Origin of the sequence: Candidatus Pelagibacter sp. HIMB1715, from assembly GCF_052047595.1 — a bacterium.
Taxonomy (GTDB): Bacteria; Pseudomonadota; Alphaproteobacteria; order Pelagibacterales; family Pelagibacteraceae; genus Pelagibacter.
Genome location: NZ_JBNAJY010000034.1, coordinates 1 through 7,552, shown reverse-complemented (window position 1 = coordinate 7,552; position 7,552 = coordinate 1). Strand labels below are relative to the sequence as shown.

Sequence of the window (7,552 nt, the reverse complement as noted above, 5' to 3'; positions counted from 1 at the left end):
TTGTAATATAATTGTTATAATTAAAAAATAAATTTGTAACAGAACTAATACATATCATCTTCCTTGATTTGGTTAATTAATAAAAACAGAAAAAGGAAAACTTAATGATAAAATTTATTTTAGCAGGCCTTCTAGCCTCAACTGCAATTGTTAACACAGCAAATGCAGACTTTTCAGAAATTGGAAAATTTGGGACGCCAGCAAATAATCCTAGTGCCGAGGAAACATCAGCAGAAATTATTGCCGCAACAGCGGATGGCATGAAGCTTGTATATAGCGATAGTCCTGCAAATGCATTAGGTATGATCGATATTACTGATCCAGCAAATCCTAAACCATTAGGCTCAATGGATTTGGGTGGTGAACCAACTAGTGTTGCGATCAAAAATGGACAAGCATATGTAGGTATTAATACTTCTAAAAACTATGTAGAACCAAGTGGTCACTTATTAGTTATTGATCTTGCTTCAGAAAAAGAAGTTGCAAAAGTAGAACTAGGTGGACAACCAGACTCTGTTGCAGTTAGTCCAGATGGAACTTTTGTGGCAGTAGCTATTGAAAATGAGCGTAACGAAGATATTAATGACGAAAAAATTCCACAACTTCCAGGTGGTTTTGTAGCAATTGTTAATTTAGCAGATAACAGTGTTACTAAAGCAGACTTAGTTGGTTTTTCAACTATTGCTCCAAACGATCCAGAACCTGAGTTTGTTGATATCAACAACTTGGGTGAGATAGTTGTTACGATGCAAGAGAATAACTGGATGGCAGTTATTGATCGAAATGGAAAAGTAATTTCAGAGTTTGATGCAGGACTAGTAACACTTGAAGGTATTGATAATAAAAAAGATGGTAAACTAAACATGGTTGACACTATTGAAAATGTTAGAAGAGAACCAGATGCAGTTAAATGGATTGACAATGATCATTTTGCAACAGCAAATGAGGGTGACTATAAACATGAAGCACCAGGTCAGGCAAAGCGAGGTGGTAGCCGTGGATGGACAATCTTTAACAAAGATGGCTCTGTTGTATACGAGTCAGGTTCATCATATGAAAGAGCACTTGCATCAGCAGGTTACTGGCCAGAAAATCGTGCAGAGAAAAAAGGTGTTGAACCAGAGTCAGTTGAAGTAGCAATATACGGTGATACACGTTATATCTTTGTGGGTGCTGAAAGAGCTAACGCTATCGGTGTATATAAAGCAAATGATTTATCAAATCCAGAATTAGTAACTATTTTGCCAACAGGTATTGGACCAGAAGGTTTGGTTGCTATACCTGAACGGAACTTATTTATAAGTGCTAACGAAGTTGATAAAGAAAAATCAGTTACAATTTATAGTCTAGACTAATATTAAATTAAGTTTGTGGGGGCGTTAGCCCCCACTATCTAGATTTAATTATCTTCATTTTCTAAATCAAAAAGAGTTAGATCAAATTATCTTTACCTAGGGTAAAAAATAGAATACGGTTTGCTTATGAATCTTAATCTTTTTACTCACTGTCATAGGCTGGCTAGAGTTGGCTTGAGTTCAAAGTTATCATCTAATTTATTTAATTTATTACTTCAAAAAGTAGACTGTAAAAACCACATAAATTCTTCAACGCCCACGAAATTGTAATCACTTCTTTTTTTAAAAATTAATTTTAATTAAAGGAGAATTATGGAAATAAAAAACATTGTTAACTTAAAAAATTACCCAATTGATCAAACAGGATCAAAAGAGTACCAAGATTTAATTACTAAAAATAGAGAGCTACTAGATAAAGATGGATGTTGTGTACTTCCAAACTTTGTACTTAGCGAGTCTTTGAAAAGAATGAAGGAAGAAGTTGAAAGAAATCTTCCTAAAACTCATTGGACTAAAGATCATCACAACCCTTATTTTTCAAAAGATGATGAAAATTTATCTAAAGATCATCCAAAAAGAGTATTTTCATTTAGAGAAAGTGGATACATCAATTCAGATGATTTAGAAGAGCAATCTGATTTAAACAAACTTTACGAGTCTGAGGAAATGTTAAAATTTATTTCAGATAGTTTAGGAGTTTTTCCTCTTTATCGATGGTCAGATCCTTTGGGTAAAAATCCATATAGTATCATGCATAAAGATCATTACTTTCCTTGGCACTTTGATGGAAATGAATTTACTTTAAGTATTTTAATTCAAAAAGCTGAAAAGGGCGGATTGTTTGAATATTCACCTGATTTAAGAAGTACTGAAAATGAAAACTTTGATGAGGTTACTAAAGTTCTTCGTGGTTCAAGAGATAAAGTTAAATCATTAGACCTTCAACCAGGGGATCTTCAAATATTTAAAGGAAGATTTTCTATGCATAGAGTAACAAAAATAGAAGGAAATACTTCTCGTTACATTGCATTACCAACATATGTAAAAGATAGTTACAGAGTTAATAAACCAGAACATTCTAAACAAGTTTACGGTAAAGCACTTCCAATTCATTATGAGAGAAATAATGTTGAAGTAGATGGGTTGATGGATTGATATGAAAATAGGTTTTATTGGTTTAGGTAATATGGGTTTGCCAATGGCATTAAACTTGCATAAATCTAAAAGAATAGATTTATTGGGTTACGATGTAAGTCTTAAATCTTTAAAACAATTTAAATCTAAAAAAGCAAAAGCAACAAGCTCATTAGATGAATTAATTAAGTTTTCTGATGTAATTATCACCTGCGTTCCTGGACCAAAACAAATTAAAGCATTATCAATTGGTAAAGGTAAAATCATTGATCAATTAGGTAACAATAAAATTTGGATTGATTGTTCAACTAATTCTTTAACTTGCTTTAATCTTTTAAAACAAAAATTAAGTAAAAAAATAAATCAATTTGTTGATGCAACGATATCAGGTGGAAATTTAAAGGCTCAATCAGGAGATTTATCAATATTTATTGGAGGCAATAAAAAGACAGTTAATAAGCTTAAGTTTGTCTTTAATATATTAGGTAAAAACATTTATTATTTAAATAAACCAGGTGCTGGTTATGCTGCTAAAATTGCACAAGTTAGCCTTTGTTATTTAAACTATTTATCACTCTCAGAGTCGTTGATGCTTGGAGTAAAGTCAGGGATTAAACCAAAAACAATGTTAGAGATCATCGATAAAAGTGCAAGTGGTGGTTATACATCAACAAGATACGGCCCTAACATGATTAATGGAGATTATGATCCCTCTTTCTTTTTAGGTTTATCGATGAAAGATTTAAATCTTGCTAATGAAATTATTAAATTACAAAAATTAAAACTACCAATAATGAACTTAACTTCAAAAATTTATAACAAAGCGATTAAAAGATATGGACCAAATTCTAATCACTTAAAAGTGATTAAACTTTTAGAACAAAATAATAAATTAACTTTTTCAAAGGAGGGATGATGAAAAATAATATAAGCGAAGCAGATTGGAAAGTAAGAGTAGATCTTGCTGCCATGTTTAGATTAACAAACATGATGGGTTGGGATGATACGGTTTGGAACCATATCACTGCAAGAGCACCTGGAACGGATCATACATTTTTTATGCACGAGATGGGTTTGTTGTATGAAGAAGTAAAAGCATCAAACTTAATTAAAGTAGATGAGCATGGTAAAGTTTTAGAAGGACCTGAAAAAGCAAATACTGCAGGTTTTATTATTCATAGTGCTATTCATCTAAATCATCCAAATGCAAAATTTGTCTTTCATGCACATCCTCCTTCAGCTTTAGCTGCAACGGCATTGAAAGATGGTATCCCTCATTTAGTACAAGATAGTTCAATGCTTTATGGAAAAGTTGGTTATCACGAGTGGGAAGGATTATCGATTAATAAAGATGAGAGAGTTAGAATTGCTGAAAACATGGGAGACAATAAGGTTTTGATTATGAAGAACCATGGTCTTTTAACTGTTGGTGCAACAGCAGGGGAAGCTTTTATGAATATGTATTATGCAATTAGAATGTGTGAGGTTGCAGTACAAGCAACAGGTTCAGGACTTCCTCTTGAAAGAGCAACAGAGGAGATGTGGAAATTATCTCAAAAACAATATGATTTATTTTCACCAGGTTTAAATGAGTGGCCAGCATTACTTAGAAGATGTGATGCAAAAGACCCATCATACAAAGAGTAATGACAAAAATTAATTCTTTAGATGATATTGTAAAAAATGGCCTTTGTATTGGCTGCGGACTTTGTAAAAGTATTGCAGGTAACTCAATTGAGATGGAGATGAGTGACAAAGGTAATTTAGAACCTAAAGAATTAACACCAATATCAAATCAAACTTTAGAGGAAATTAAAAAAGTTTGTCCTGGAGTTATTGCTGAGGGACCCGAAGATCATAAAGAAAATGAAGGATCTAATAAAGATTTGGTTTGGGGAAATTATTTTGATTTATATTATTCATGGTCCACTGATCCAAAGATAAGATTTCAAAGTTCAACAGGTGGTTTGTTAAATGGATTGTCTTTATATTTATTAGAACAAAAGAAAGTTGATTTTATAATGCATACAGCAGGGGACAAAGATCACCGGATGCGAAACATTGTAAAATACAGTTATAATAAAGAGGACTTAATTAACTGTGAAAGTAGATCAAGATACGGTCCATCTTCACCTTTAAGTGAATTTCATAAAGCTTTAGATAAAAAACAAACCTTTGCTTTTGTTGGTAAACCTTGTGATGCTGGAGCTATTAGATTGCTTGCTAAATCAGATGAAAGAGTTGATCAGTATTGCAAATATATATTCACGCTTGTTTGTGGAGGTTTTCAAGAACTTACAAAATCACAAGAATTTATTGATAGTTTTAATGTTAAAGAAGAAGAGTTAGAGGAATTTAGATATAGAGGATTTGGTAACCCTGGAAGAATGTATATCAAAACAAAAGATCAAAGAGAGTTTGATAAAGATTATAATTCTTTTTGGGGAGATGAAAGTAATTGGAAAGTTCCTTTTAGATGTAAAATATGCCCAGATGCAATAGGTGAAAGTTCTGATATTGCAGCTCTAGATACTTGGAGAGGAGGTTCACCTAAAGGAGAAGATGAAGGTTTTAATGCTGCAGTGATGCGAACTAAAAAAGGAATTAAAGTTTTTAATGAAGCGGTTGAAAGTGGTTATCTTGTTAAAGGAGATAAAGTAACCATTGAAGACATTAAAGATTTTCAACCTCATCAAACAAGTAAAAAACAAGCGGTTTTTGCAAGACATCTTGGAATGAAAAATAATAATGTTCCAACAATTAGAACTAAAAACCTTAGAATAGAAGAATTATATAATTCAAACGATGATGAGTTTAACAAACAACAAGAACAAGGTGTTTCAAAAAGATTAGGAAATTAATTAAGTTTATGCTTCGTAAAATTTTTCTATTTTTATCTATCTTGCTATCATTGTTTATGTTAACTGGATGCACTTTAATGGATAATTTTTCAAAAAAATTAGGATATAGCAAAGTATTCACTGAAATTATAATTCAGGCAGAACCAGAAGAAGTATGGGCTGTTATTACAGACTCATCAAATTATAAAAATTGGAACCCTGTAATTGTTAATGCAGTTGGTGATTATGCTAAAGATGCTAAGATTGTAAATACAGTGGTTGAAAAAGGTAAGAAGCCAACCAAAATCAAATCTAAGGTAGTTAAGTTTGAACCACCTTTTCATCTTAATCAATTTGGTGGTTACAGAGGTATCATAACTTTTGACCATCACTATATTTTAGAAAAGGTAGAAGAAGGTACAAAGGTTATTCAAAAAGAAGAGTATACAGGATTTTATGTAAACTTTTGGGATAGCTCTTGGGTAGAGCCTGCTTACAATCAAGTGAACGAGGCGTTGAAGAAAGAAGTTTTGAGAAGAAAATAAATTACTTAAGCGTTTAAATATCCAACAAGCAATGAGATAAAAGCACCTACGTGTACCACCATTATTGCTTTATCTTTCCACATAACTCCAACTGCAAACCAAAGAAAAATCCCTAAAAAAAATAAATAAACATTATAGGGGGTCATATTTAAACCAGTCAAACCATACCCAATTAACTGAATTATAGTTGCTACCCATTTTACATAATCAACAAATTTTATTTTATTAATGATGAACTATATATTCTTGGTTATGATATATGGTAATAAAATTTAAACATGACTTTGTTGTTCAATGAAACTCACCCCATACCAGTTCACGCTATTATGGCAATGATTGCTATAATTTTAGGTGGCATACAACTTTCTATGAAAAAAGGTAGAACCATTCATAAATTGTTAGGTCGTATTTGGGTAGGCTTAATGCTGATTGTAGCGATATCTTCTTTATTTATACATGAGATAAAATTATGGGGTGCTTATAGCCCTATACATTTATTGAGTTTGTGGACAATTTTCTCTCTTGGTCTTGGAATTTACTTTGTAAGAGTTGGTAATATTAAACGTCACAAACAAGTAATGATCGCTTTATATTTTTTTGCTTTAATCCTTACAGGCTTTTTTACGCTTTATCCAGGACGTGTCATGCATCAAATTTTAATAGGCTAAAAATATTAAAATTAAGATCTTTTAATTTAGACGTTTAGAGATTTAGTTAAATTGTGTTTAGCTAATAATAAAAACATATCATTGAGAAATTCACCAGGTATATTTCTATCAAAACATGTTTTGCAGCTAAGATTATCTTTATTAATCAAGACATGAGCAAAGGCTTTATTTACATTAGAGAAAGGGTTTCCAAAATCTAGTTTTTGACCTTCTGAAAATGAAACTCTAATTATATCACTTAGTTCTTGAGACATCTTTTCTGCATCTTTAAAATTACCGTTTGCAACATTATTACAAATTTCTCTTAAAATTTTCCCAAAACAATTTGCTGAGCTTAATAAAAATCCATCATATTTTCCGTTTGGTTGTAAATGATCAAAATAATTTTCCTCTGCTCCTCTTAAAAATATTAAATCATTAAAATTAATTCCAGAATTAACAACATCATCTTCACCACTAGTATCTTTAAATAATTGAATTCTATTGTGAAAATTATCTTTTAATATTTTTAATGTTCTAGGTTCAATATTACATTTTACTACTTGGGGTAATTGATAGATAGAAATTGGCAAATACGTATTTTCAATAATACTTTTAAAATGTGAAATAATTTCTTCTTGTTTGATGTTTTCTTCAACAGGAGCACATAAAGTTAATCCAAAAAAACCTGCAGAGGATCCATTTTTAATTATATATCTTTCAATTATATCTGTCCGTCTTAAAACATCTTCTGTTGTTTTTCCAAATGCTCCAAATAATATTTTGTTATCTTTTTTAATTAAAGAATTATCATTTAATATATCTAACCAATTGATTATTAATTCATCAGTTAAATTCCATCCATCACCTGTAGTTCCACATACCAAGAATTGTTTTACATGTGGGTCTAACCAATGGATGTGTTTTTGAATAAGCTTTTTATCTAGCTCTAAATTTTTTGTGTTTTGATATTGAGAAATAATTGGAACCCAAAGTGGATCAAATGATTTAGATTTATTCATATAATTATT

At 31.1% G+C, this 7,552-nt stretch carries 9 protein-coding genes; 7 read left to right on the top strand and 2 right to left on the bottom strand.

The features are described 5' to 3' along the window. The first annotated feature begins 104 nt into the window (after positions 1-104). The 6 genes from ACTTAY_RS07075 (at position 105) to ACTTAY_RS07050 (ending at position 5,874) form a co-directional block, all read left to right on the top strand. Complete coding sequence (locus ACTTAY_RS07075) at positions 105-1,355, top strand: hypothetical protein (RefSeq protein WP_440672913.1); 1,251 nt, start codon at positions 105-107, stop codon at positions 1,353-1,355. 312 nt (positions 1,356-1,667) lie between these two features. Continuing rightward, entirely contained in the window at positions 1,668-2,510 is an 843-nt protein-coding gene (locus ACTTAY_RS07070) for a HalD/BesD family halogenase (RefSeq protein ID WP_440672912.1), read from the top strand. Between the two features lies 1 nt (position 2,511). Beyond that, a complete protein-coding gene (locus ACTTAY_RS07065; protein WP_440672911.1) occupies positions 2,512-3,405 on the top strand; it encodes an NAD(P)-dependent oxidoreductase in 894 nt (297 codons plus the stop codon). After that, complete coding sequence (locus ACTTAY_RS07060; RefSeq protein ID WP_440634018.1) at positions 3,405-4,136, top strand: class II aldolase/adducin family protein; 732 nt, start codon at positions 3,405-3,407, stop codon at positions 4,134-4,136. The genes ACTTAY_RS07065 and ACTTAY_RS07060 overlap by 1 nt, the downstream gene beginning before the upstream one ends. Further along, a complete protein-coding gene (locus ACTTAY_RS07055) occupies positions 4,136-5,350 on the top strand; it encodes a Coenzyme F420 hydrogenase/dehydrogenase, beta subunit C-terminal domain (RefSeq protein WP_440672910.1) in 1,215 nt (404 codons plus the stop codon). Before ACTTAY_RS07060 ends, ACTTAY_RS07055 begins: the two co-directional genes overlap by 1 nt. An 8-nt stretch (positions 5,351-5,358) precedes the next feature. Then, positions 5,359-5,874, top strand: a complete 516-nt coding sequence (locus ACTTAY_RS07050) for an SRPBCC family protein (RefSeq protein WP_440672909.1) — start codon at positions 5,359-5,361, stop codon at positions 5,872-5,874. Between the two features lie 5 nt (positions 5,875-5,879). On the opposite strand, the gene ACTTAY_RS07045 is transcribed toward ACTTAY_RS07050, so the two are convergent. Continuing rightward, entirely contained in the window at positions 5,880-6,095 is a 216-nt protein-coding gene (locus tag ACTTAY_RS07045; RefSeq protein WP_440672914.1) for a DUF6552 family protein, read from the bottom strand. Between the two features lie 57 nt (positions 6,096-6,152). On the opposite strand from ACTTAY_RS07045, the gene ACTTAY_RS07040 reads away from it, so the two are divergent. After that, positions 6,153-6,542: a DUF2306 domain-containing protein gene (locus tag ACTTAY_RS07040; RefSeq protein ID WP_440672908.1), complete on the top strand. Its 390-nt coding sequence runs from the start codon at positions 6,153-6,155 to the stop codon at positions 6,540-6,542. Between the two features lie 26 nt (positions 6,543-6,568). Here ACTTAY_RS07040 and ACTTAY_RS07035 read toward each other — a convergent pair. Further along, on the bottom strand, positions 6,569-7,552 hold a 984-nt coding region (locus ACTTAY_RS07035; RefSeq protein ID WP_440672907.1), incomplete at its 5' end, for a dihydrodipicolinate synthase family protein.